Origin of the sequence: Pseudomonas sp. JL2, from assembly GCF_031570495.1 — a bacterium.
Classification (GTDB): Bacteria; Pseudomonadota; Gammaproteobacteria; order Pseudomonadales; family Pseudomonadaceae; genus Aquipseudomonas; species Aquipseudomonas rhizophila.
Genome location: NZ_JAKUDH010000019.1, coordinates 1 through 23082, shown reverse-complemented (window position 1 = coordinate 23082; position 23082 = coordinate 1). Strand labels below are relative to the sequence as shown.

Here is a 23082-nt window from a genome sequence, read left to right as displayed (position 1 = left end):
TTGGAACACCCCGACACCCGCGTGGGAGCGGGCTTGCTCGCGATGGCGGCGGCACATTCAAAACTGATGCAAGCTGACCCACCGCTAGCGCGAGCAGGCTCGCTCCCACAGGGGGTCTGAGGTGAACATCAAGGTTGGGAATAACCCGACCCCCGCGTGGGAGCGGGCTTGCTCGCGAAGGCGGCGGCACATTCAAAACGGATGCACGCTGACCCCCCGCTATCGCGAGCAGGCTCGCTCCCACAGGGGGGCTGTGGTGAACATCAAGGTTGGAACACCCCGAAACCCGCGTGGGAGCGAGCTTGCTCGCGAAGACGGAGGCACATTCAACACCGATGCAAGCTGACCCACCGCTTTCGCGAGCAGGCTCGCTCCCACAGGGGGGCTGTGGTGAACATCAAGGTTGGAACACCCCGATACCCGCGTGGGAGCGAGCTTGCTCGCGAAGCCGGAGGCCCATTCAACACCGAGGCAAGCTGACCCACCGCTTTCGCGAGCAGGCTCGCTCCCACAGGGGATCTGTGCTGCTTAAACCCGAAATGCCTGCACTGCCGTGTGCAGCCGCCCACCGAGCACCAGCAGGTTGTCGCCCTGTTCCCGCCCCTGACCAATGCGCAGCAGATTATCCCCACCCAGTTGATGAATCCGCTCACTGTGATCGCGGATTTCGCTGACGGCGCCGCTTTGTTGGGCGGTGACGTCGGCGATGCGCACTGCGGTTTCGGAAATGGTCTGGATGGCCCCGACGATTTTATCCAGTGCGCCGTCGGCCGCTTGTGCCTGGTTGGCGGTGGCTTCGGCGTGTTCGACCTGAGCGCGCATGCCGTCCACCGACTGGCGCGCGGCCAGTTGCAAGCGGGCGATCAGTTCCTGGATCTCGGCTGTGGCGCCCGCCGTGCGTTGGGCCAGGGAGCGGACTTCCTCGGCCACCACCGCGAAACCCCTTCCCATGTCCCCGGCGCGGGCGGCTTCGATGGCGGCGTTGAGGGCCAGCAGGTTGGTCTGATCGGCAATCGAGCGAATCACTGTCAGCACGCCGCCGATGGTGGCCGATTCCTCGGCCAGTTGTTCGATCATTTGTGCATTGCCTTGCACTTCGCCCACCAGCGCATGCAGGCCGGTGAGGCTCAGGCCGATGACTTTCTGCCCTTGCTCCACCGCATGTCCGGCGCTGCGGCTGGCGTCGGCGGCCTGGCTGGCGTCACCGGCCACCTGTTGAATGGTCGCTTCCAGCTCGCTGAGAGAGTCGCGGATCAGTGCCGTGTCACCGGCCTGGTGCTCGGCGCCGCTGTGCAATTCTCCACTCAGTTCGGCCAGTGCCCGGCTGCTGCCAGCGACCTGCTCGGCATTCAGGCGAATGGTGCCGACCAGATCCACCAGATACGCCCGCAAGCGATTGAGCGAGGCCTGGATGTCTTGTAACTCGCGGTTGCTGGCGCCCACATGAATGTCGCGGCTGAAATCCCCTTCGGCCCAAGTCGACAGGGCGGGTGCCAGATTCGTCAAAGTCCGGGCCAGGCGCCGCTGCAAGGTGTCGATGAGCAATGCGATCAGCAGAATCAGGCCGATCATCAATCCCTGAATCAGCCGAACTTCGCCCTGGATCTGGCCATGTTGGGCGCGAACCGCCGACTCCATGGCATCGATCGCCTGTTGCACATCGGCGATTTTCAAGTGCGTGGCGCTGCTCAGTTCTGTGCGCTTCTGGATCAATGCGCGAGTGCGCCCCAGTTCGGCGGGGTAGCGGCCGAGCAGGCTGTTGAGTTCGCGCTTGAGGGCGATGCCGGCGTCTTCGGCGACGGTTTCTTCCTGGGTCTGCAAGCCCATCAGCGCAGCGAAATCATCGCCCTGCGCTTCGTTGCTGGCTGTCACGCCCAGCAGCGGCAGGCTGTCGAGGCTCTCGGCCTGTGTGCGGATGCTCTGCAGTTCCCGTTCGACATCGGCGGCCAATTCGCTGCGTCCGCTGCTGACCAGTTTGTCCCGGGCGAGGGACAGTCGGCCCAGATGTTGCGAAGCGGCGAACAACGGCGGCAGGTAGGCCGGGGCGCCATTGGCGTATTGCGCAAGGCGGTCCAGGCTCGCGCTCAGCTCCCGTTCGGCCTGCAACAGCAGGGCTTGCGGATCGCCCGCCAGCTTACCGGCGGCCAGCAGATCGGTCTTGCTGAAGCCGTCGAGGCTGGACAGGCTTGGGCGCAAGCTCTTGGCCAGTTCGGGCGGAAATTGGTCGAGGTCCTTTTGCAAGGTATCAATGGACTGGGTCGCTGCGCTGAGGCGCAAGGCGTCGCCGCTGGCCAGGTAATCTTCGATGTTGCGCGCCACCTCGCCCTGGAACTGCCGCGACAGGCTCAGGTAGCGCTCCATCAACAGATAGGGGCGCTCCAGGGCGATTTGCGACCACCACAGGGTGCAAGCCAGGCCAAGGCACACGGCAACTAAAAGAAGGGTATTGAGATTGGTCAGCAGCTTCAGGCGCATCAAGGGTCTACCAAGGGCAGAATCGTAAGTGCTTGAAGTTATTGCGTTTGGGTTACAGGTTTATGACTGAATCGGTGGATTCCGATGAAAAGGTGGCACTTTGCTTTGACTGCCGCGCGCTTTGTACCCGATTGCGCCCTGCGTGCTTGGCGCGGTACAGCGCTTCGTCCGCCTGGCTGGCCATCATCAGGCTGTCGGACTCTTCGCTCATCTGCACCACGCCCGCGCTGAAGGTGCACCACAGGTCCTGGGGCTGCGCCGGGTAGTGAATTTCGGCAAAACGCTGGCGGATTTCATCCAGTACCTTGTAGGCCGCATCGATATCCGTGTCTGGCATGACGATGGCGAACTCTTCACCGCCGTAACGGCCGATGAAGTCGGTCTTGCGCAGACGCTGCTTGAGAAACAGCGCCAGGCTTTTGATCACCCGGTCGCCCATGGGGTGGCCGTGGCTGTCGTTGACCCGTTTGAAATGGTCGATGTCCAGCATGGCAAAGCTCAACGGCTTGCCTTCGCGGCGAGCGCGGAAGCAGCAGTCTTCGAGCAATTGCAGGATATGGGTGTGGTTGTAAAGACCGGTGAGGCTGTCGCGGACCATCCGCGCCTTGAGGTTGCGCGCCCGGGCCGCTCGGTTGCGCACGGTGGTGATCAGGTGCCGGGGTTTGATCGGTTTGGTCAGGAAGTCGTCGCCGCCTTCACTCATGGCGTCGAGCTGTTTGTCCAGGTCGTCTTCGGCGGACAGGTAAATGATCGGCACGCTGACATAGCGGTCATTGTGGCGGATCACCTTCGCCAGCTCCGTGCCGGTGCAGGCGGGCATGTACATGTCGAGGATGATCAGATCAGGCTGGAAATCCGCCAGCTCGGCCATGGCCTGGATCGGTTCGATCAGCGTGCGGGTGACGATACCGGCGCTGTTGAGCAGGCGCTCGGTGTGCAGGGCCTGGGCACGGGAGTCATCAATGATCAGCACTTTGTAGGGTTCGTACTGGGCAACGCAGGTCAGCACTTCGATCTTTTCCAGCAGGCTCGAGGCTTCCAGGGTGCCGGTGAGGAACTCCTGCCCGCCGGCGCGCACCGCCGCCAGGCGTGTCGGCGTGTCGGTTTCCAACAGGCTGAAGAACAAGAGCGGCAACGGCTGATCCAGGCCTTCCTGAGCTTCGGCGGCCAGTTTCAGGCCGATGCCGGGGCCGCTGAAGTCCACGTCCATGACAATCGCGGCCGGCAGGCGCTCGACCATCGAAGCCCGAAACGCCGCTACGCTGTCGAGCGCCTGGGCGCTGAGGCCGAAGAACTCCAACTGCTTGGCCAGCCGCTCGGCGCGGTCATGGTCCTGCAACATCACGTAGATGGGTTTGCGCAGCGGCGGCAGGAAGGTCTGTTCGAGCTGATCGCCATGGCGCAGGCCGGTGCGGGACAGGCGCTGCATCAGTCGATTGATTTCAGTGATCAGGTGGCTGCTCAGACGCCCGCGATTGGCTTCCACCGCTTGCAGCGATTGACTGATGCCCTGGGCGAGCTGGCAATGCTCCGGTTGCTCGAAGCGCTCGGCAAAGCGCAGCAGACGCAGGTTGGCTTCGCTGAGCTCCGACAGGTCGATGCCTGACCATTCACTGCGTTGCAGGCGCTGCCAGATCTCCAGGATCTGACGAGCCTGGTGAATTACCCGCTGGGCAAAGTGGTGCTTGAGGCGCTCACGGCTGGGGTCTTCTGGCTCGGTCATATCCTGACTACTAGTTAGGGTGCATGCTGAGATCGACTGGTGGCTCTATGCTAGCACCTCTTTTCATTCGCATGAGTGTCATACGTCAATAATCTGTCTTGGGAGGGTATTCAGTTTATGACCGGTCAGTCTCGTAGGCTGGTGACAGCGCTTCCTTTATAGTGGCCGTTCGATCGCCCTGTCGTGGTCGGCATGATTTGCGCCGCATTATCGCGTTTCAAATCAGGCACGATGGCGTAGGGTTGTGGTCGAACCGTGAACTCAAGTGATTGAAGGGACATCGCCATGCTGGACTGGAAAAACCGCGCGGGCAGCGCGCCTGAACGTGCCGCCGAGCCGAAATCGGCCACCCGCAGCTACCTGGGTGGGCTTTTTTTCAGCCGGGCACTGGCCACCCTGGTCGGCCTGTACTTGCTGGTGACCATTGCCGTCGGCTGGTACTGGAGCCAGGAGCCCGCCCTGTTCCCCGTGCAGCAGAACGCCCAGGCGGCCGCGGAGAAGGAAGGCCGGCAAATGGTGATCGGCTACACCACCGTCGAGACCCTCAAGACCGTGGCCGAAACGCTGCTGACCAAGCCAGGTGGCTACATTTCCAACGACCGTTTCCCGCCGGGCCTGTGGATGGACAACATGCCGAGCTGGGAATATGGCGTGCTGGTGCAGGTACGCGACCTGAGCCGCGCTCTGCGCAAGGACTTCGCCCGATCCCAGTCCCAGTCCGCCGAGGACGCCGACCTGGCCAAGGCCGAGCCGCGCTTCAACTTCGATAACCGCAGCTGGGTGCTGCCCTCCAGTGAGTCGGAGTACCAGGAAGGCATCACTCTGCTGAGCCGCTATCAGGCGCGCCTGTCCGATCCGAACCAGAAAAGCGCGCTGTTCTATGCCCGCGCCGATAACCTGAATAATTGGCTGGGCGATGTCGGCACTCGTCTGGGTTCGCTGTCCCAGCGCCTGTCGGCCAGCGTGGGCCGGGTCAAGCTCAACACCTCGCTGAAAACCGAAGTCACGGCCCCGGGCCAGGTACCGCAAGTGGACGAGGAGGTGGTCGAAACCCCGTGGATGCAGATCGACAACGTGTTCTACGAAGCTCGCGGCCAGGCCTGGGCGCTGTCGCATTTGCTGCGCGCAATCGAAGTGGATTTCGCCGATGTGCTGGCAAAGAAAAACGCCACGGTCAGCGTGCGGCAGATCATTCGTGAACTCGAAGCCTCCCAGGAGCCGGTCTGGAGCCCGATGATCCTCAATGGCAGCGGCTTCGGTGTATTGGCGAACCATTCGCTGGTGATGGCCAACTACATTTCCCGCGCCAACGCGGCGGTGATCGACTTGCGGCAACTGCTGAACCAGGGCTGACAGATGGAAGAAAGCCCGCGGGAGGTCGCTCATCGAGTGGCCTCGGATGCCGAGCTCATCGCTTGGGTCGATAAAGACGACAACCTGCTTGGCAGCCTGGTGCGTGCGGACCTGCGTGAGCGCGGTCTGATCGGACGCGGCACCTACATCATGCTGTTCAACTCGGCCGGTGAGTTGTGCGTTCATCGGCGGACCCTGAGCAAGGCGATCTATCCGGGCTTCTGGGACGTGGCGGCCGGCGGGATGGTGCAGGCCAACGAGACCTACGCCGAGTCGGCGGCTCGAGAGCTGGCGGAAGAGTTGGGCGTGAGCGGCGTCGAACTGACGGCCCATGACCATTTTTATTTCGAAGACAGCGGCAGTCGCCTGTGGTGCTCGGCGTTCTCGGCCGTGTGGGACGGGCCGCTGATTCTGCAACCTGAAGAGGTACTCGAGGCGCGTTTCCTGGCGGTCGACCAGGTGCTCGATGAAATCCAGCACAAGCCTTACTGCCCGGACTCTCTGGCGGCACTGGAGCGCTATTTGCGAGCCCATGGCGATGATGTCGCAAAGAAGCGCTAAATTGGCGCCGATTGGCCCTTAGCAAGTTAGCTTTTTGCCGTTACACTGCGCGACTTTTCAAGCTGAATCGCTGTCTGCGATCCAGTAGCGCTGCCCCTGCCTGAGTGGGGCTTCGCGGTCGGGGCACTTACTTTTGCCCGGCCAGTCTTTGTCCTCCCAAGAGGATTGCCGGTGGCCAAAAAAGCCGCATCCTTCGCCGCCTTGGGCGGCCTGGTATTTTCTACCGACGCCGGTCGTCATTGCCCTGATTGCCGCCAGCCGGTGGATGCCTGCATCTGCAAACAGACCACCATTCCGGAAGGTGACGGTATCGCTCGCGTGCGCCGTGAAAGCAAAGGCCGCGGCGGCAAGACGGTGACCACGATCACTGGCGTGCCGCTGGCCGAGGACGCGCTCAAGGAACTGGCCACCACGTTGAAGAAGCGCTGTGGCACCGGTGGCGCTTTGAAAGACGGCATCATCGAGATCCAGGGCGATCACGTCGAGCTGCTGCTGGCGGAACTGACCCGACACGGCTTCAAGGCGAAAAAGTCCGGCGGCTAGCAGCCTCTGTGAAAACCACCCTCGGCTTGATTCGAACCCTTTCTACGAAGCACGGTTCGAAGTCGCCCACATGGTTTTCACAGAGCCTGTTCTGAACGGGTTTCTAAACTCAGCGCTGTGAGCAGGGTCTACCTTGCTTACAGGCAAATCGTCATTTCCATTCTCTAGACTGCTCCAGCCTCCTACCGGATGGTGCATTTTGACTTCTTTATAGGGGACTTCGATGTCCGTACGACGCACACGCAAAGACGATGGCAGCCAATGGACAGTTGCGGACAGCCGCAGTGTTTACGGGATCCGCCATTGGGGGGCCGGGTATTTCGCGATCAATGACGCCGGTCGCGTCGAAGTCCGTCCGAACGGTCCAGGCAGTTCGCCCATCGACCTGTTCGAGCAAGTCGACCAGTTGCGCCAGAGCGGCCTGTCGCTGCCCTTGCTGGTGCGCTTCCCCGACATCCTGCAAGACCGCGTGCGCCAGCTCACCGGTGCGTTCGACAGCAACATCGCGCGCCTGGAATACCAGAGCCAGTACACCGCGCTCTATCCGATCAAGGTCAACCAGCAGGAAGCGGTGATCGAAAACATCATCGCCACCCAGAACGTTTCCATCGGTCTTGAGGCCGGCTCCAAGCCCGAGCTGCTGGCGGTGCTGGCCCTGGCGCCCAAGGGCGGGACTATCGTCTGCAACGGTTACAAGGACCGCGAGTTCATTCGCCTGGCGCTGATGGGCCAGAAACTGGGCCATAACGTCTTCATCGTGATCGAGAAAGAATCCGAAGTCGGCCTGGTGATCGAAGAAGCCGCGTCGCTCAAGGTCAAGCCACAGGTCGGCCTGCGGGTACGCCTGTCGTCCCTGGCGTCGAGCAAGTGGGCCGATACCGGTGGCGAAAAGTCCAAGTTCGGCTTGTCTGCCGCGCAACTGCTGTCGGTGGTCGAGCGCTTCCGCGCCGCTGGCCTGGATCAGGGCATCCGCCTGCTGCATTTCCACATGGGCTCGCAGATCGCCAACCTGGCGGACTACCAGCATGGCTTCAAGGAAGCGATCCGCTACTACGGTGAGCTGCGCAACCTCGGCCTGCCGGTGGATCACATCGATGTTGGCGGTGGCCTGGGCGTGGACTATGACGGTACGCACTCGCGCAATGCCAGTTCGATCAACTACGACATGGACGATTACGCCGGTGTCGTGGTTGGCATGCTCAAGGAGTTCTGCGATGCCCAGAGCCTGCCGCATCCGCACATTTTCTCGGAAAGTGGTCGCTCCCTGACCGCCCACCACGCGATGCTGGTGGTGCAGGTGACCGACGTCGAGAAGCACCACGACGACGTGCCGGTGATCGAAAACAAGGAAAGCCTGCCGGAGACCGTGCAGTGGCTGGTTGACCTGCTGGGCCCGACCGATATCGAGATGGTCACCGAGACCTACTGGCGCGCCACCCACTACATGAGTGACGTGGCCGCCCAGTACGCCGACGGCAAGCTGACCCTGGCGGAAAAAGCCCTGGCCGAGCAGTGCTACTTCGCCGTGTGCCGTCGCCTGCATAACTCGTTGAAGGCCCGCCAGCGTTCCCATCGCCAGGTGCTGGATGAACTCAACGACAAGCTCGCCGACAAGTACATCTGCAACTTCTCGGTGTTCCAGAGCCTGCCGGACACCTGGGCCATCGGTCAGGTGCTGCCGATCCTGCCGCTGCATCGCCTCGATGAAGAGCCGTTGCGCCGCGCCGTGCTGCAAGACCTGACCTGCGACTCCGACGGCAAGATCAAGCAGTACGTCGACGAGCAGAGCATCGAAACCAGCCTGCCGGTGCATTCCCTCAATCCGGGCGAAGATTACCTGTTGGGCATCTTCCTGGTGGGTGCCTACCAGGAAATCCTTGGCGACATGCACAACCTGTTCGGTGACACCGACTCGGTGAACATCTACCAGAATGCCGACGGCAGCGTGTACCACGCCGGTATCGAAACCCACGACACCATCGAAGACATGCTGCGCTACGTGCACCTGTCGCCGGAGGAGTTGATGACCCACTACCGCGACAAATGCGCCAGCGCCCGTATCAGCGCCGCCGAACGCACCCAGTTCCTGGATGCCCTGCGCCTGGGGTTGACGCGGTCGTCCTACCTGTCTTCCTGATGGCGGCCTGAACGCCCTCCGGGACTGTCAGAAAATACACCGTGTGCTGCGGGTTTTTTCGGATAGTCCCGGAGGGCGTTTTTATTTGTGCCGCGGTTATTTCCGAACACTGGTGCATTTAACCGGTGGTGTCCTTATTTCGTGTAGTCCCTTTCCTAACTTGTACTTGGGCTCTCTACTCGGCCATGGCTCTCAGCGAGAATCCTCAGCCGCCCCTCCTGTAGAGAAACGCCGATGTCCGATCCAGCCAGCGAGCCGTCATTTCGTCTGGAGATAGCCGGTCTGCCCGAATCCTTTGTTGTCGTGGCCTTCACGGGCAGCGAAGCCATCAGCGAACCCTTTGTCTTTGATGTGGAGCTGTTGATCGGCGATACGCCCCTGGACCTTGCCGGGTTGCTCTACCGCAGCGTCTGGTTGAGTTTCGACGCTGGAGGGCGGGGCATCCATGGGCAGATTCACGAGCTTGTCCAGCATCGTCAGGGCGCTGGTTGCCGGGTGCGCATCGGGCCGAAGCTGACGTGCCTGGCGCAACGATTCAGCCAACGGGTGTTCAGTGCCCGCTCAGTGCCGCAAATCATTCGCCAGGTGCTCAAGGCCCACGGCATTGCCGGTCGCCAGGTGTGCCTGGCTTTGAGTGGCGATTATCCGCTGCGCGATTTCTGTACCCAATATCGGGAGTCAGATCTGCAATTTCTCCAACGCGTGTGCGCCGAGGCGGGCATTTACTTCCATTTCGAGCAGGCTCGGGATGGGCATTGCCTGGTTTTTGCTGACAGCACGGACGACTCCCTGCCCGATGGCGAGACGCTTTACAGGCTCGAGGGAACGGCTCCGGCGGTGCGCAACTGGCGTGTACAAAGCGATGTTTCGGGGGAGCAGGTAGCCTTGGGCCGCAGCGATCTGATGGGGCTGCATTGCGGCCGGACGCTGTCGCTGGCAGGGCACCCTGTCGAAGGCTGGAACCAGCCCTGGCTGTTGACGAAAGTCGAGCATCGCGCGCAGGCCGGCGTGTATGGCAACCATGTTCGCGCCATTCCTGCGGGATGGCCGTTCGTGGCGACCGGGGTTGCGGCAAAACCTCGCATGCTGAGTCGGCAGCGCGGCTGGGTGGTCACGGTCGATGAGCCGCAGATGCAGGTGGCGGGGCGAGTGGCGGTGCAGTTCGACTGGGTCTATCAGGGGGAGGGAGCCAGTCCCAGTCATTGCTGGCTGCCGTTGGCCCCTGAGCTGGCCGCTTGGGGGCACGCCATTGGCAAGGGCACCGAGGTGTTGGTGAGTTTTATCGAGGGCGACCCGGATCGTCCATTGATCAGCGCATTGCTCGACGCGCCGGCATCTCGGGAAGAAGGGGATGAGTCACTCCTGAGCGAAACATCCCGACCAGTCCATGAGGCCTCTGGCATCGACCCGCTTCTGTTGGCGGCGATCCAGAGTGCCGAGCCGTTGGTGTTGTTGTGTCTGTTGCCCGGAGGCGGCAGCTTCAACCCCTGTAGCCAGCCGTTGTGCACCTGCCGCATGCTCACGCAGCTCGGCGCGGGCGCTGCTCCATGAATGCTGCCGCCATGTCTGCATCAGCGCCGCAATGGCTGCTGCTCGACGTACCCGGTGCGCCGGACGCCGCGCAGCGTTTGCAGGAGCAGTTCGCCGAGATCCGGCGCTTTGCCTTGTTCGAAGGCACCGAATTGCACGGGCTGAGAGAGCATGGTCCGTTGCTGGTGGATTTGCAGCAATCGCCGGCACTGGCCAGCCTGTGTCACCTGGATGCCGGCGCCTGGCCGGGGCTGTTGTTGGTCAGCCGAGCGTCAGAGGCGCAATTACTGGCGCATCTGCGACGCATGTTGACGGTGACGCTAGGCCTGCATCACAAGGCCTTGCTGAACTATTACAACCCTCACACGGCCAGCTATTTCTTCGACGGTTGCGATCCTCGGGAACTCAGTTGCTGGCTGGGGCCGATCAGCCTGGTGCGCTGGTTCGGCGGGACCTGGGGTGACAGGACCATCGGCAGCCAGGGCTGGCAGCAACTTTGCAATCCGGGGCTGGCAGTACCGGCACTGGAAAATGAACACAGTCTCAGCGACTGGCAGCAAAGTCAGTTGCAGCGATGTCTGCTGGAACGCCACGTCTGGCAGTGGTCTTGTTCTACCGGACGGGATTTTCGCCTGCTCTGGGAGGACTTGCAGCAAGGGCTGACCCTGGGGTTCACCGAACGACCGGTACTCGACGACTGGTTATGGCTGCGCCTGCAATACCCCAATGCCCGACCCGTGCCGGGGCTCAAAGGCGGTTCGCAGCGCGAACGCCTGGATCACCTGCGGCGGCTGTGGCAGGACAATCAAGGTTGAAAAGGTCAATGGGCGCCGGCACCGAACCAGCTATCGCGCTGTTGCATGCGCCAGGCGAAAGCACCCAGGGTCAGGCTGCGCAAAGCCATGAACAGCAGGAAAGTGATCCACAGCCCGTGGTTGCCCAGCGCTTGCAGTACCCAGGCAAACGGCGACACCAGCAACAGGGTCAACAGCATGCCGTTGCGCATTTCCCTGGCACGAGTGGCGCCGATGAACAGGCCGTCGAGCAAATAACTCCAGACCGCAATCAACGGCAGCGCTGCCAGGTAAGGCAGGTAGCGGTAAGCGGTGTCGCGCACGTCCGGAATATCGGTCTGCATATCGATGAACAGGTGGCCGGCGAGCAGAAACAGTAAGGCAAACCCCACGCTGGCAATCAATGACCATCCGCAGGCCACCACCAGCGAGCGGCGCAGGGCCAGGCGGTCGCGGGCGCCGATGGCGTGACCGCACAGCGCTTCGACGGCATGGGCCAGACCGTCCAGGGCGTGGGCTGTCAGCAGCAGACCATTGAGCAGCAGCGCGTTGGCTGCCACGGTCGCATCCCCCAGACGCGCGCCTTGCACCGTGATCAGGAAGAACACCGCTTGCAGCGCCAGGCTGCGAATGAAAATGTCCCGGTTCACCGCCAGCAACGGACGCCAGCTTTGCCACACCCCCAGGGCCGCCCAGGCGATCTGCCCCGGCCAGGCCCGCAGCGTGTTGCGCGCCAGGATCAGACCGACCAGGGCGCCGGTCCACTCGGCAATCACCGACGCCCGGGCCGAACCGGTCACGCCCCAGTCCAGGCCGATCACGAACCACAGGTTCAGGGCGATGTTCACCAGGTTGGTCACCAGCAGGATCGCCAACGGCGCCCGGGCATTCTGAGCACCGAGAAACCAGCCCACCAGCGCATAACTGGCCAGCGCCGCTGGCAAGCCAAACAGCCGGGTGTGGAAAAAGTCCCGGGTCAACTGCTCAAGCTCGGCGGATGGCTGCATGAAATGCAACGCCACGCCACTCAACGGCACGCCGACCGCCCCCAGCACCAGCGCCAACCCCATCGCCAGCAGCAGACCTTGCAGCAGCACCTGCCGCAACGCCGCTCCATCCCCACGCCCGGCTGCCTGGGCGGCGAACCCGGTGGTGCCCATGCGCAAGAAACCCATGGCCCAGGCCAGCACCGTATACAAACTCGCCCCGACCGCCACCGCGCCTAACTGATGGGCATGGGGCAAGTGGCCGATGACGGTGCTGTCCACCAGTGCCACCAGCGGCACGGAAATGTTCGAGAGAATCATCGGCGCGGCCAGCGCCCATACCCGGCGGTGGGTAAGACGGTCGCGCCAGTCGGTGATCAGGTTGGACATGCGAGCTCCTTGGCGGAGCGCGATTGTAGCGGGTTCTCGCATGATCGTTCTCATGCTCCGCGTGGGAATGCCTCTAGGGACGCTCCGCGTTCGATCTCAAAAAACTCTGTGGGAGCAAGGCTTGCCCGCGATGAAGATGACGCGGTCTTTCAGGGCGCCGAGGCGCCTGTATCGCGAGCAAGCTTTGCTCCCACACAGTGCTCTCGGCCCTAGTGAATGATCCAGCTCAACAACCACAACCCCAACACCAACCAGATAATGCCCAGGATGATCGACGCCCGCATGAAGGCGCGGATTGCCGAGTACAGCAGCATCAGCCCGAGGATCAGCGCAATGATGCTGATGATCGAGGTGTCCATGCCCAGTGTGCGCGACAGGCCATCGACAAAGTTGCCGCCAGCATTGGCCAGGGTGTTGAACAGGCCGCTGAGCAGGTCGACGATAAACCGGATCACCGAACCGAGCGCCTGGCCGAGCCATTCGAAAAAGCTTTCTACCTGCATGTGTACATCCTGATGAGAGAGATCGGAATCGAGCCTTGGGCTTCTGGTTGTAAGAGCGGCTGAAGGCCAAGATCGTTCGATTATGGGGCAAAACGCCGCTTCGTACCGAGACGCTTGCCTTCCCTCGTCATCCCCCCGAAGCTATGCGCATTCAGGAGACCCCGATGAACCTTGTTGAACTGACCGAACGCCTGCATGCCATTCGTGACCGTAACGATTGGCGGCAATTTCACAGCCCGAAAAACCTCGCCATGGCCGCCAGTGTGGAAATGGCCGAACTGGTGGAGATTTTCCAGTGGCTGACCGAGGACCAGTCGCGCCAGTTGCCGGCGGACAAGCTGGCCCACGCTGGGCAGGAAGTCGGTGACATTGTGTTGTACCTGTTGCTGCTGTGCAGCGAGCTGGGGTTGGATATGGAGGCTGTGGTGCGCAGCAAGCTGGCCGACAGCGAGCGGCGGTTCGGCCAATGAGCGATCGCCATTTCGATCAGCTCGCCACGCGCTTTGCTGAAAAAATCTACGGTGGGGCCAAAGGTGCGATCCGCCTGGCGGTGCTGCAGGCCGATCTGCTTGAAGCCTTGCCTGAGCGTCCGTTGCGTGTGTTGGACATAGGCGCCGGCTTGGGCCACATGTCGTTGTGGCTGGCCGAGCGCGGCCATCAGGTGACCCTGGCCGAGCCAGCCGAGCCCATGCTCGAAGGTGCCCGTCAGCGGTTCGCCGATGCCGGTCAGAGCGCAACGTTCATTCAGGCTCCGTGGCAGGCGCTGCCCGACCAGCTCACTGAGCCTTACGACCTGGTGCTGTGCCACGCGGTGCTGGAATGGCTGGCCGAACCCCATGCGATCCTGCCGGTGCTGCATCAACTCACGGTCCCGGGCGGCTGGTTGTCCCTGGCGTTCTACAACCGCGACGCGCTGGTTTATCGCAACCTGCTCAAGGGGCATTTTCGCAAGTTGCGCAAAAATGACATGGCCGGTGAAAAACAGAGCCTGACCCCGCAACAACCCCTTGATCCGCGGGAATTGGCGGCGCAACTTGAAGGCGTGTGGCAGGTCGAAACTCAAAGTGGCGTGCGGGTTTTCCATGACTACATGCCGGTGGAGTTCCAGGGCCGCGTGGAGCTGGCGCAGTTGCTGGAGATGGAGCTGGCTCACCGCCGCCATCCGGCGTTTGCCGGGTTGGGGCGTTATCTGCACTGGGTCTGCCGTCCCCTCTGATCTGAAAGAGCAAATCGGAGCGCGAAATGAAAGGTCGTTCAGGGTTGTTGGTGTTGTGCCTGGGACTGGCTGCCTGCCAGGGCAGCAACCCGTATGTCGCCACGTCTAACCCGCTGCCACCGGCGCCGCCGCAGGCCGCCACGGTGTTTGACCGCAGCGCTTACCCCGCGCCACCCCGTGACTACGGGCGCTATCGCAGTTGGGCCTGGCTCAACGGGCGACTGCCACCGGGCACCGCTTGGGCAGACTCGGCCCAGGTGGCTGAAGCGGTGAGCAACGCCCTGGATCAACGCGGCCTGCGTCCATTGCATGACAACCGCCCGGCCGACCTGTTCGTCAGTGCCGACCTGCGCCTGGAAACGCGCGTGCGTCAGGTTCGGGACGACTATGATTCCGGTTACTACGGCGGCTACAACCGTTACGACCGCTACGGCCCCGGCTATGGCATGTATCACTCGGTGCCGGTGGTGCGCACTTATCGGGAGCAGGTCGTGGTGGTGCGAGTGGACCTGTTCGATGCCCGTAATGGTCAGCCGGTGTGGAGCGCCAGCGCCGAGACCAGCCAGCGCGGCAGTCAGAGCGCGCGCACCGATGCCATTCGCGAAGCGGTGGAAAAAGCCCTGTCGGCTTATCCTCCAAGTTGATTACGCAACGGAGAAAAACCATGTTTCGCCGTATCGCTCTACTGGCTTTTACCCTGTTGCTCGGCGCCTGTGCGGGTACCCCGGTCAACCACGACTTTGACACCAGCCGGGATTTCTCGGCTTACCGCAGTTGGAGCTGGAAAGAGCCGGCGCTGCAATATCGTCCCGATGATCCGCGCATCAAGAGCGACCTGACCGAACAGCGGATCCGTCAGGCGGTTGCTGATCAACTCGACCAGCGCGGTCTGCGCCCGGCCCAGGCTGGCGGGCGAGGGGATGTGATGGTCCAGGCCTACCTGATCGTCGAGGATCGCCAGCAACAGATCACGACCAACTACGGCGGTGGTTGGGGCAGCCCTTGGAATGGCTATTGGGGCGGGCCGATGTACAACGAAACCCGCAACATCAGCTACAAGGTCGCCACGGTGCAGATTGACCTGCTCGATGGCAAGGACGGCAAGCTGGTGTGGCGTGGCAGTGATGAACGAATGCTCAGCAACTCACCCAATCCGACGGATCGCAGCACCGCAGTGCGTGAGACGGTTGCGCGGATCCTGGCGAACTATCCGCCGCGGTAGGCGGATTCAGCATCGAAGCCAACTGACCCACCGCTATCGCGAGCAGGCTCGCTCCCACAGGGTATTTGTTTCGAACGCAGGCCCCATGACCGCCCGAGAACCCATGGGGGAGCGAGCCTGCTCGCGATGACGGCGGCCCATTCAACATCGATGCAAGCAGACCCACCGCTATCGCGAGCAGGCTCGCTCCCACAGGGATTTGTGCCGAACGCAGACCCCATGAACACCCGAGAACCCATGTGGGAGCGAGCCTGCTCGCGATGACGGCGGCCCATTCAACATCGATGCAAGCTGACCCACCGCTATCGCGAGCAGGCTCGCTCCCACAGGGATTTGTGCCGAACGCACACCCCATGAACACCCGAGACCCCTGGGGGTCGCGCGCCTGCTCGCGATGACGGCGGCCCATTCAACATCGATGCAAGCTGACCCACCGCTATCGCGAGCAGGCTCGCTCCCACAGGGATTTGTGCCGAACGCACACCCCATGAACACCCGAGAACCCATGTGGGAGCGAGCCTGCTCGCGATGACGGCGGCCCATTCAACATCGATGCAAGCTGACCCACCGCTATCGCGAGCAGGCTCGCTCCCACAGGGGATTTGTTTCGAACGCAGGCCCCATGAACGCCCGAGAACCCATGTGGGAGCGAGCCTGCTCGCGATGACGGCGGCCCATTCAACATCGATGCAAGCAGACCCACCGCTATCGCGAGCAGGCTCGCTCCCACCGGGGCTTTGTTTCGAACGCAGGCCCCATGACCGCCCGAGAACCCATGTGGGAGCGAGCCTGCTCGCGATAGCCATCGCACATTCAACAAAGATGCCGGTCCTCAGCCAGCCGGCCGCCAGCTCCCCACCATATGCTCCAAGTCCCCCGAACCGATCAATCGCAAGTCCCCAATGGACCCCGCGGCACTCGCCAGCAGTGTCACTTCGCTGGGCAGGCGCACCGGCTTCTTGAAGGTGACATCGATCTCGACGTTGGCATCGGGCAAGTGTTCGTCCAGCGCCGCCAGGGTCCTGGCCTTGTTCCACAGGCCGTGGGCGATGGCGGTGGGGAAGCCGAACAGCCGTGCGCTGAGGCCGCTCAGGTGGATCGGGTTGTAATCGCCGGACACCTTGGCATATTGCCGGCCAATGTCAGCCGGCGCGGTCCAGTGCGCCACTTCAGTCAATGCCTGGATCTCTTGCAGCGGCTCTTCCACCAACGCGCCGTCAAGCTGGACGCCCTTGCAAAGCATCTGGCTCTCGGCCTCCCACAACGGCCCCAATTGATCATCGATGCGAGTCACAAGGTCGAACACCGCGCCCTTGGGGTGAGCTTGCAGATTCTGCACGTTGACGCGAGCCTGCACTTGGCTGACCCCGCCCATGGGCCGCAGTAGGCGGATGCGATTGCTCAAGTGGATCAGCCCCAGCAACGGGAACGGAAAGTCCCGGGCGGTGAGCAATTGCATCTGCAGGGCAAACGCCAGTACGTGGGGGTAGGTCGGCGGCAGCAGTCCGTTTTCGGCAAAACCGCAGACTTTGCGATAGGCCGCCAGGCGTTGCGGATCGACCTGTATCACTTGGCGCAGTCCGTCCTGGGGCAAGGTTTTTCCAGTGACCTTGCGCCGTGTCGCGGCTTTCACGTACAGCGAGGACATACCGGGCGCGGCGTTTACTTCATGCCATTGGATCGTCATGGTCATGCTCCCAGGAGGCTTTGCCCGCACACCCGCAGCGTTTGGCCGGTAACGGCGCCCGTCCCCGGCTGGGCGAGCCAGGCCACGGCTTCGGCGACGTCCTGTGGCAGGCCGCCCTGGCCCAGGGAACTCATGCGCCGCCCGGCTTCGCGCAGGGCGAAAGGGATGTCGGCGGTCATGCGGGTTTCAATGAAACCCGGGGCTACGGCGTTGATGCTGATCCCCCGAGGTTGCAGGACCGGCGCCCAGGCCTGGGCCAGACCGATCAACCCGGCCTTGCTCGCCGCGTAATTGGTCTGGCCGCGATTGCCGGCGATGCCGCTGATGGACGCCAGCAGAATCACTCGGCCATTGTCCCGCAGAGTGCCACTGTCGAGCAGGGCCTTGGTCAGCACCTGCGGCGCGTTGAGGTTGACCGCCAGCACCGCGTCCCAGAATTCCGGGGTCATGTTGGCGAGCGTCTTGTCCCGGGTGATGCCAGCGTTGTGCACCACGATGTCGATGCCGTCGGGCAGGTGTTCAGTCAACTGTGTAGCGGCGTCTTCAGCACAAATGTCCAGCGTCACGCTGCGCCCGCTAAGGCGCGCAGCCAGGGCTTCGAGATCGGCCTTGGCCTGCGGGACGTCCAGCAGGATCACGTCGGCGCCATCGCGGGACAGGGTTTCGGCAATGGAGGCGCCGATCCCCCGGGCCGCGCCGGTGACCAGAGCCTTGAGGCCGGTGAGCGGACGCGTCCAGTCCTGGACCTGGGCCTGGCAGGCATCAAGGCGAATGACCTGCCCGGAAACGTAGGCGCTCTTGGGCGACAGGAAAAACCGCAGCGCACCTTCCAGTTGGGCCTCGGCGCCGTCACCCACATACAGCAATTGCAGCGTCCCGCCGTGGCGCAACTCTTTGGCCAGGGAACGGCTGAAGCCCTCCAAGGCCCGCTGCGTGCTGGCGGCAAACGGATCGGCGAGACCTTCCGGAGCGCGGCCGAGGATGACGACATGGGCGCTGTGGTCGAGGTTCTTCATCAGGGGTTGGAAGAACTCGCGCAGTTGCTTGAGCTGGTCGGCCTGCGCCAGATGACTGGCGTCGTACACCACCGCCTTGATTTTCGGACCGTGACCGGGGATCCATTCGGTGGCCAGTGTCGGTTCGCCCCCGTAGATGAAGATCGCATCGGTCAGGCGCTTGGCAAATGCACCGATCTGTTCGGTCAACGGCCCGCCGCCCAACAGCAACGCACCTTCGATCGGCCGCAGCCGCCCGGCCTGCCAGCGCTCCAGGCGGGCCGGCGATGGCAGGCCCAGCGCACCGACCAGACGCAGGCCCAGAGGCGAATTGGCGAAGTCGATATAACGGTCTGACATGGAACACACTCCGGCTGATGAGGTTCAAAGTGTGGACCATGATTGGCAATCAGTCGTTCGATTGGCCAGATAAAGCCTAAGCTTGTGCGGGAGCCGGGTTTCCGCAGGCCCATTGGCGCATCCGGACATACACAGGGAGTTCTTCATGACACAGCTACGCCGCGTCGCGATCATTGGTGGTAACCGCATCCCCTTCGCCCGCTCCAACGGGGCCTATGCCACCGCCAGCAACCAGGCGATGCTGACCGCCGCGCTCGAGGGGCTGATCGAGCGCTATAACCTGCATGGCCTGCACATCGGTGAGGTGGCCGCCGGTGCGGTGCTCAAGCTTTCCCGGGATCTGAACCTGACCCGCGAATGCGTGCTCGGCTCGCGGCTATCGCCCACCACCCCGGCCTACGATCTGCAACAGGCTTGCGGCACGGGGTTGGAGACTGTGCTGTTGACGGCCAACAAGATCGCCCTCGGGCAGATCGACAGTGCCATTGCCGGCGGCGTAGACACAACCTCGGATGCGCCGATTGGCGTCAACGAAGGGCTGCGCAGAATCCTGCTGCAAGCCAATCGCGCCAAAACCACCGCTGAGAAAATCAAGACCTTCCTGCAACTGCGTCCCCAGCACCTCGTTCCCGAACTGCCGCGCAATGGCGAGCCACGAACCGGCCTGTCCATGGGCCAGCATTGCGAACTGATGGCTCAGACCTGGCAGATTCCCAGGGAGGAGCAGGACCAATTGGCCCTGGAAAGTCATCAGAAAATGGCCGCGTCCTACGCCGAAGGCTGGCAGAACGACTTGATGACGCCGTTTCTCGGCCTGACACGGGACAACAACCTGCGTCCAGACCTGACCCTGGAAAAACTCACCGCCCTCCAGCCGGCCTTCGAAAAAAGCGCCAAGGGCACGATGACGGCGGGCAACTCCACACCATTGACCGATGGCGCGTCACTGGTGCTGCTGGGCAGCGAAGAGTGGGCCAAGTCCCGGGGGTTGCCGATCCTGGCGTATGTGCGCGACGGCGAAACGGCAGCGGTGGATTTCGTCAACGGAGCAGAAGGGTTGTTGATGGCGCCGGCCTACGCCGTGCCTCGGTTACTGGCGCGCAACGGCCTGACGTTGCAGGACTTTGATTACTACGAGATCCACGAGGCATTTGCCGCTCAAGTGTTATGCACACTCAAAGCCTGGGAAGACCCGGATTATTGCAAGACGCGCCTGGGCCTCGACGCTCCGTTGGGCAGCATAGACCGCAGCCGGCTGAACGTGAAAGGCAGCTCCCTGGCCGCCGGCCACCCGTTTGCCGCCACGGGTGGAAGAATCGTCGCCAACCTCGCCAAGTTGCTGGACGCGGCGGGGCGGGGCCGCGGTCTGATTTCCATCTGCGCGGCCGGTGGCCAGGGTGTGACGGCAATCATTGAGCGTTGAGGGACGCCTCGCGTTGTTGATGAATGAGTTCCCGTTGGCGGTTGGCGTAGCGTTCGGCCAGGATCGAACAGACGATCAGCTGCAGCGGGTGATAGATCATGATCGGCAACAGGATCAGCCCCAGGCCGGGGTTGTTGCCGAAAATCAACGCGGCCATCGGCACCCCGGCCGCCAGGGATTTCTTGCTGGCGCAGAACACCGCGGCAATCTCATCGGCGTTGCTGAACCGCAGGGCCCGGGCGGTACGGGTGGTCATCCACAAAATGATTGCCAGCAACCCGGCACTGCCAAGCAATGCACTGAGCAGCACGGTGTTGCCTTGTTGTTGCCAGATCCCGGACACCATCGAATTGCAGAACGCCGCGTAGACCAGCAGCAGGATCACCAGTTTGTCGATGATGCTGGTGTAGCGTTTGTACCGCCCGAAAAAACCGGCCAGCCAGCGCCGCAGTGACTGTCCGAGCACCAGCGGCAGCAGCAACATCAGGCAAAGGTCGAGCAAAGTCGCACCCAGATCGATCCCCCCGGCGCCGCTGCCGACCACGAAACTGACCAGCAGTGGCGTCAGGAAAATCCCCAGCACGCTGGACAGGCTCGCGTTCAGAATCGCCGCCGGTACGTTACCGCCGGCGCTGCCGGTCAGGGCCACCGAGGATGAAATGGTCGAGGGCAGGACGCACAGGTAGAAGAACCCCAGCATCAGCAGTGACGGCACATGGCGGCCCAGAAGCCAATCGCTGACCAGCCAGATCAACGGAAACACGCCGAAGGTAAAGACCTGCACCATCAAGTGCAGTCGGGTGTTTCTCAGACCGTGGCGGATCTGCTCGCCGGACAGGTTTATCCCGTGCAGGAAGAACACGACAAAGATGCCGATATTGACCACCCACTCGGCATGCATGGCGCCACCCGTAGCGCCAAAGCTGGGAAACAGATACGCCAGCAACGTGGCAAGCAGCATGCCGCACAGGAACCAGTCGGTTACCAGGCGTTTGAGGTGTCTGAAAATGTGCATACGGCACCGCAAGTTGTAAGAAAAGTCGACTTAGCCTAACGTCGGCACTTGCATCCGTCTTGCGACATAAGGCCAATCCATGCCGACTAACGGACACCAACAACTCGAAAGGCGCATTCCCGACCTGACGGAATTGCCCAGGCCGCTTTATGCCCGTGTCGAAAGCTTGAGCGCCGGTTCGTGGACCCAGGCCCATCGTCATGACTGGGTGCAGTTTTCCTACGCCATCAGTGGCGTGCTGGGTGTGCACACCGCCGAAGGCAGTTTTTTCGCCCCGCCACAATGGGCCATCTGGATTCCTGCCGACCTGGAGCATCATGTGGTGACCTCCACCCGGGCAGAAATGCGCAGCCTTTATGTCCGTCGCGAAGCCTGTCCGTGGGCCGATGAACGCTGCCGAGTGCTGGAGGTCACGCCGCTGGCGCGGGAGCTGATCAAGGCTTTTTGTCAGTTGCCGGCCGATTACGCTCAGGGCGATACCCAGCAAGCGCGACTGGTGCAAGTGCTGCTGGACCAGTTGGCAACACTGCCGGAGGTTGGCTTTTGCCTGCCACTTCCCCGGCATGCGCGTCTGCTGGCGTTGTGCAACGAATTGATCGAACAGCCCGACCAGAACGTGACTTTGCAAGTGTGGGCCGAGCGCTTGGGCACATCGGAAAAAACCCTGATGCGTCTGTTCCAGCGCGAAACCGGCCTGAGCTTTCGCGCCTGGCGCCAGCGTACGCGGCTGTTGTCGTCCCTGGGGTCGTTGGAAAAAGGCGATAGCGTGACCGGCGCGGCGTTGTCCTGTGGCTACGATTCCACGTCCGCTTTCATAGTGGCGTTCAAGGGGATGTTTGGATTGACCCCGGGGGAGTTGTTTAAACATTGAATCAGCTGCACTGAGCATGGCTGTCAGCTCTTGTCGCAAACGCCTTTGCATTCAGTTGCCAACGCTATGCGCTGTCTCGGCTATGATTCGGCTCGGTCGATTTAATCCGGCACATTGTGTGCATCGAAGGGTTCATAAGTCGGCAACCCCTCCCCGTGGAGGGAGGATTGCCGTATAACGACTGTCATTCGCGTGTTCGGTAATAAAGGACCCACAATAAAAGCTGATGAAGACTCCAAAACGCATTGAACCCCTGATCGAGGACGGTCTGGTCGACGAGGTGCTGCGCCCACTCATGAGTGGTAAAGAAGCAGCTGTTTATGTGGTGCGCTGCGGCAACGAGCTACGTTGCGCCAAAGTCTACAAGGAGGCGAACAAGCGAAGTTTTCGTCAGGCGGCCGAATACCAGGAAGGCCGCAAGGTGCGTAACAGCCGCCAGGCCCGGGCCATGGCCAAGGGCTCCAAGTTCGGGCGCAAGGAAACTGAAGACGCCTGGCAGAATGCCGAAGTGGCGGCGCTGTTCCGGTTGGCCGGTGCGGGCGTGCGAGTGCCCAAGCCGTACGACTTCCTCGAAGGCGTGCTGCTGATGGAGCTGGTGGCTGACGAATACGGCGATGCGGCACCGCGTCTGAACGATGTGGTACTGGAGCCGGATCAGGCCCGTGAGTATCACGCGTTCCTGATCTCCCAGATTGTGTTGATGCTGTGTACCGGTCTGGTGCACGGTGACCTGTCGGAGTTCAACGTGCTGCTTACGCCGACGGGCCCGGTGATCATCGATCTGCCGCAGGCGGTGGACGCCGCTGGCAACAATCACGCCTTCAGCATGCTGGAGCGGGATGTGGGCAACATGGCGTCCTACTTCGGCCGGTTTGCCCCGGAGCTCAAGCGCACCCGGTACGCCAAGGAAATGTGGGCGTTGTATGAGGCCGGCACCTTGCACCCGGCCAGCGTGCTGACCGGCGAGTTCGATGAGCCGGAAGAGCTGGCGGATGTCGGCGGGATCATGCGTGAAATCGAGGCTGCCCGTCTGGACGAGGAACGCCGCCAGGCCGTCCGTGCCGCTGACGACGCTCCACCCGGCAAAACCGAAGAACCGCCTCCGCCGTGGATGCAGTGAGCGCTTGACCAGAAACCCGGCCCAGGCCGGGTTTTTTGTGGCCGCCCAAAAAATCCCACAGTGTTTTTGTGAGGCCCTCAACACCTGCGTCCGCCACCAACTCCCTGTGGGAGCGAGCCTGCTCGCGATAGCGATGTATCAGCTTGCATGGATGCAGGATATGCCGGCGTCATCGCGA

The 23082-nt window shown here is 62.3% G+C and carries 19 protein-coding genes and 1 pseudogene; 13 read left to right on the top strand and 7 right to left on the bottom strand.

Features of this window, described 5'->3' with window-relative positions:
* Positions 1-528: 528 nt before the first annotated feature.
* Positions 529-1035 (bottom strand): annotated as a pseudogene (locus MKS85_RS29035) (methyl-accepting chemotaxis protein); the annotation flags it as partial.
* A 1492-nt stretch (positions 1036-2527) separates the two neighbouring features.
* Complete coding sequence (locus MKS85_RS21390) at positions 2528-4198, bottom strand: diguanylate cyclase (protein WP_188252127.1); 1671 nt, start codon at positions 4196-4198, stop codon at positions 2528-2530.
* A gap of 285 nt (positions 4199-4483) precedes the next feature.
* Here MKS85_RS21390 and MKS85_RS21385 point away from each other — a divergent pair, with 285 nt between their 5' ends.
* The 6 genes from MKS85_RS21385 (at position 4484) to MKS85_RS21360 (ending at position 11137) form a co-directional block, all read left to right on the top strand.
* Complete coding sequence (locus tag MKS85_RS21385) at positions 4484-5551, top strand: DUF2333 family protein (protein WP_047227394.1); 1068 nt, start codon at positions 4484-4486, stop codon at positions 5549-5551.
* Positions 5552-5554: 3 nt separating this feature from the next.
* Positions 5555-6112, top strand: coding sequence for an NUDIX hydrolase (locus MKS85_RS21380; protein WP_139048474.1), 558 nt, complete (start codon positions 5555-5557; stop codon positions 6110-6112).
* A 171-nt stretch (positions 6113-6283) separates the two neighbouring features.
* Positions 6284-6655, top strand: coding sequence for a translation initiation factor Sui1 (locus MKS85_RS21375; RefSeq protein ID WP_047227396.1), 372 nt, complete (start codon positions 6284-6286; stop codon positions 6653-6655).
* A gap of 223 nt (positions 6656-6878) precedes the next feature.
* On the top strand, positions 6879-8792 hold the full coding sequence (gene speA, locus MKS85_RS21370; RefSeq protein ID WP_047227397.1) for an arginine decarboxylase: 1914 nt from the start codon (positions 6879-6881) through the stop codon (positions 8790-8792).
* Positions 8793-9026: 234 nt separating this feature from the next.
* The gene (locus tag MKS85_RS21365; protein ID WP_310663129.1) at positions 9027-10343 is read left to right on the top strand and encodes a contractile injection system protein, VgrG/Pvc8 family; all 1317 of its coding nucleotides are present in this window, start codon (positions 9027-9029) and stop codon (positions 10341-10343) included.
* On the top strand, positions 10340-11137 hold the full coding sequence (locus MKS85_RS21360) for a DUF4123 domain-containing protein (protein ID WP_188252125.1): 798 nt from the start codon (positions 10340-10342) through the stop codon (positions 11135-11137). The genes MKS85_RS21365 and MKS85_RS21360 overlap by 4 nt, the downstream gene beginning before the upstream one ends.
* A gap of 5 nt (positions 11138-11142) precedes the next feature.
* Here MKS85_RS21360 and MKS85_RS21355 read toward each other — a convergent pair whose 3' ends face one another.
* Both MKS85_RS21355 and MKS85_RS21350 read right to left on the bottom strand, forming a co-directional pair.
* A complete protein-coding gene (locus MKS85_RS21355) occupies positions 11143-12492 on the bottom strand; it encodes an MATE family efflux transporter (protein WP_107321485.1) in 1350 nt (449 codons plus the stop codon).
* 209 nt (positions 12493-12701) lie between these two features.
* Positions 12702-12995, bottom strand: coding sequence for a hypothetical protein (locus MKS85_RS21350; protein WP_047227401.1), 294 nt, complete (start codon positions 12993-12995; stop codon positions 12702-12704).
* A gap of 164 nt (positions 12996-13159) precedes the next feature.
* Here MKS85_RS21350 and MKS85_RS21345 point away from each other — a divergent pair, with 164 nt between their 5' ends.
* The 4 genes from MKS85_RS21345 to MKS85_RS21330 are packed head-to-tail and all read left to right on the top strand — an operon-like array spanning position 13160 to position 15433.
* Entirely contained in the window at positions 13160-13465 is a 306-nt protein-coding gene (locus MKS85_RS21345) for a MazG-like family protein (RefSeq protein ID WP_092395915.1), read from the top strand.
* Complete coding sequence (locus MKS85_RS21340; RefSeq protein ID WP_047227403.1) at positions 13462-14211, top strand: methyltransferase; 750 nt, start codon at positions 13462-13464, stop codon at positions 14209-14211. The genes MKS85_RS21345 and MKS85_RS21340 overlap by 4 nt, the downstream gene beginning before the upstream one ends.
* A gap of 26 nt (positions 14212-14237) precedes the next feature.
* A complete protein-coding gene (locus MKS85_RS21335) occupies positions 14238-14855 on the top strand; it encodes a DUF4136 domain-containing protein (protein ID WP_076382818.1) in 618 nt (205 codons plus the stop codon).
* 20 nt (positions 14856-14875) lie between these two features.
* Positions 14876-15433, top strand: a complete 558-nt coding sequence (locus MKS85_RS21330) for a DUF4136 domain-containing protein (RefSeq protein WP_047227405.1) — start codon at positions 14876-14878, stop codon at positions 15431-15433.
* Positions 15434-16265: 832 nt separating this feature from the next.
* Here the strand turns inward: MKS85_RS21330 and MKS85_RS21325 are convergent.
* Positions 16266-17120 (bottom strand): MaoC/PaaZ C-terminal domain-containing protein, encoded by an 855-nt coding sequence (locus MKS85_RS21325; protein ID WP_310663128.1) that lies wholly within the window; start codon positions 17118-17120, stop codon positions 16266-16268.
* A 2-nt stretch (positions 17121-17122) separates the two neighbouring features.
* Complete coding sequence (locus tag MKS85_RS21320; protein WP_076382814.1) at positions 17123-18475, bottom strand: 3-oxoacyl-ACP reductase; 1353 nt, start codon at positions 18473-18475, stop codon at positions 17123-17125.
* A 145-nt stretch (positions 18476-18620) separates the two neighbouring features.
* On the opposite strand from MKS85_RS21320, the gene MKS85_RS21315 reads away from it, so the two are divergent.
* On the top strand, positions 18621-19898 hold the full coding sequence (locus MKS85_RS21315) for an acetyl-CoA C-acetyltransferase (protein WP_047227408.1): 1278 nt from the start codon (positions 18621-18623) through the stop codon (positions 19896-19898).
* Here the strand turns inward: MKS85_RS21315 and MKS85_RS21310 are convergent.
* The gene (locus MKS85_RS21310; RefSeq protein ID WP_188252123.1) at positions 19885-20913 is read right to left on the bottom strand and encodes a bile acid:sodium symporter family protein; all 1029 of its coding nucleotides are present in this window, start codon (positions 20911-20913) and stop codon (positions 19885-19887) included. The two genes, MKS85_RS21315 and MKS85_RS21310, sit on opposite strands and share 14 nt — an antisense overlap.
* Before the next feature lie 79 nt (positions 20914-20992).
* Between MKS85_RS21310 and MKS85_RS21305 the strand changes: the two genes are divergently transcribed.
* A complete protein-coding gene (locus tag MKS85_RS21305) occupies positions 20993-21784 on the top strand; it encodes a helix-turn-helix transcriptional regulator (protein ID WP_076382810.1) in 792 nt (263 codons plus the stop codon).
* 226 nt (positions 21785-22010) lie between these two features.
* The gene (locus MKS85_RS21300) at positions 22011-22904 is read left to right on the top strand and encodes a PA4780 family RIO1-like protein kinase (RefSeq protein WP_047227411.1); all 894 of its coding nucleotides are present in this window, start codon (positions 22011-22013) and stop codon (positions 22902-22904) included.
* Positions 22905-23082 lie beyond the last annotated feature (178 nt).

Coding starts and splice junctions, on each gene's coding strand:
- MKS85_RS21390 (WP_188252127.1), bottom strand. CDS start 4,198: ATGACCGAGCCAGAAGACCCCAGCCGTGAGCGCCTCAAGCACCACTTT.
- MKS85_RS21385 (WP_047227394.1), top strand. CDS start 4,484: ATGCTGGACTGGAAAAACCGCGCGGGCAGCGCGCCTGAACGTGCCGCC.
- MKS85_RS21380 (WP_139048474.1), top strand. CDS start 5,555: ATGGAAGAAAGCCCGCGGGAGGTCGCTCATCGAGTGGCCTCGGATGCC.
- speA (WP_047227397.1), top strand. CDS start 6,879: ATGTCCGTACGACGCACACGCAAAGACGATGGCAGCCAATGGACAGTT.
- MKS85_RS21365 (WP_310663129.1), top strand. CDS start 9,027: ATGTCCGATCCAGCCAGCGAGCCGTCATTTCGTCTGGAGATAGCCGGT.
- MKS85_RS21360 (WP_188252125.1), top strand. CDS start 10,340: ATGAATGCTGCCGCCATGTCTGCATCAGCGCCGCAATGGCTGCTGCTC.
- MKS85_RS21355 (WP_107321485.1), bottom strand. CDS start 12,492: ATGTCCAACCTGATCACCGACTGGCGCGACCGTCTTACCCACCGCCGG.
- MKS85_RS21350 (WP_047227401.1), bottom strand. CDS start 12,995: ATGCAGGTAGAAAGCTTTTTCGAATGGCTCGGCCAGGCGCTCGGTTCG.
- MKS85_RS21345 (WP_092395915.1), top strand. CDS start 13,160: ATGAACCTTGTTGAACTGACCGAACGCCTGCATGCCATTCGTGACCGT.
- MKS85_RS21340 (WP_047227403.1), top strand. CDS start 13,462: ATGAGCGATCGCCATTTCGATCAGCTCGCCACGCGCTTTGCTGAAAAA.
- MKS85_RS21335 (WP_076382818.1), top strand. CDS start 14,238: ATGAAAGGTCGTTCAGGGTTGTTGGTGTTGTGCCTGGGACTGGCTGCC.
- MKS85_RS21330 (WP_047227405.1), top strand. CDS start 14,876: ATGTTTCGCCGTATCGCTCTACTGGCTTTTACCCTGTTGCTCGGCGCC.
- MKS85_RS21325 (WP_310663128.1), bottom strand. CDS start 17,120: ATGACGATCCAATGGCATGAAGTAAACGCCGCGCCCGGTATGTCCTCG.
- MKS85_RS21320 (WP_076382814.1), bottom strand. CDS start 18,475: ATGTCAGACCGTTATATCGACTTCGCCAATTCGCCTCTGGGCCTGCGT.
- MKS85_RS21315 (WP_047227408.1), top strand. CDS start 18,621: ATGACACAGCTACGCCGCGTCGCGATCATTGGTGGTAACCGCATCCCC.
- MKS85_RS21310 (WP_188252123.1), bottom strand. CDS start 20,913: ATGCACATTTTCAGACACCTCAAACGCCTGGTAACCGACTGGTTCCTG.
- MKS85_RS21305 (WP_076382810.1), top strand. CDS start 20,993: ATGCCGACTAACGGACACCAACAACTCGAAAGGCGCATTCCCGACCTG.
- MKS85_RS21300 (WP_047227411.1), top strand. CDS start 22,011: ATGAAGACTCCAAAACGCATTGAACCCCTGATCGAGGACGGTCTGGTC.